Origin of the sequence: Mycolicibacterium arseniciresistens (assembly GCF_030519285.1) — a bacterium.
GTDB classification, from domain to species: Bacteria; Actinomycetota; Actinomycetes; order Mycobacteriales; family Mycobacteriaceae; genus Mycobacterium; species Mycobacterium arseniciresistens.
On the sequence record NZ_JAUMSQ010000419.1, the window covers coordinates 1 to 700 of the forward strand.

Consider the following 700-nt stretch of genomic DNA (forward strand, 5'->3'; position numbering starts at 1 on the left):
CGTCGTACCGCCCGCCGAGGGCGCCGATGCCGGTGCCGGGGTGCTCGAACACGACGTCGACGGTGCGGGCGCTGCGGTGCTGGCCGCGCTGGCCAGGCTCGCCGCGGCGGTGGCCGAACGACTGACCGCGGGTGGGCTGACCGTCGTCGGGATCACCGGCTCCTCGGGCAAGACCTCGACCAAGGATCTGGTGGCGGCGGTGCTGGCGCCGCTGGGCGAGGTGGTCGCCCCGCCCGGTTCGTTCAACAACGAGCTCGGCCATCCGTGGACGGTGCTGCGCGCCGACGAGTCGACCGACTTCCTGGTCCTGGAGATGTCGGCCCGCCATCCCGGCAACATCGCCGCTCTCGCCGCGATCGCCCGGCCGTCGATCGCGGTGGTGCTCAACGTCGGCACCGCCCACCTCGGCGAGTTCGGCTCGCGCGAGGCCATCGCCGCGACGAAAGGTGAACTGCCGGAATCGGTTCCGCCGTCCGGAGTGGTGATCCTCAATGTCGACGACAGTGCGGTCGCCGCGATGGCCGACCGGACCCGCGCGCGGGTGGTGCGGGTGTCGCAGGAGGCGGGCGCCTCGGCGGACGTCTGGGCCGACGGGATCGGTCTCGACGCGCTGGCGCGGCCCCAATTCACGCTGCACACCGCCGCCGGTGCGGCCGACGTCGCGCTCGCGGTGCACGGCGAGCACCAGGTGTCGAACGCG

The 700-nt window shown here is 73.6% G+C and carries 1 protein-coding gene; it reads left to right on the forward strand.

Going from position 1 to position 700, the window contains the following annotated elements:
* A partial coding sequence (locus tag Q2100_RS29640; RefSeq protein ID WP_302916897.1) for a Mur ligase family protein occupies positions 1-700 on the forward strand: 700 nt, incomplete at both ends.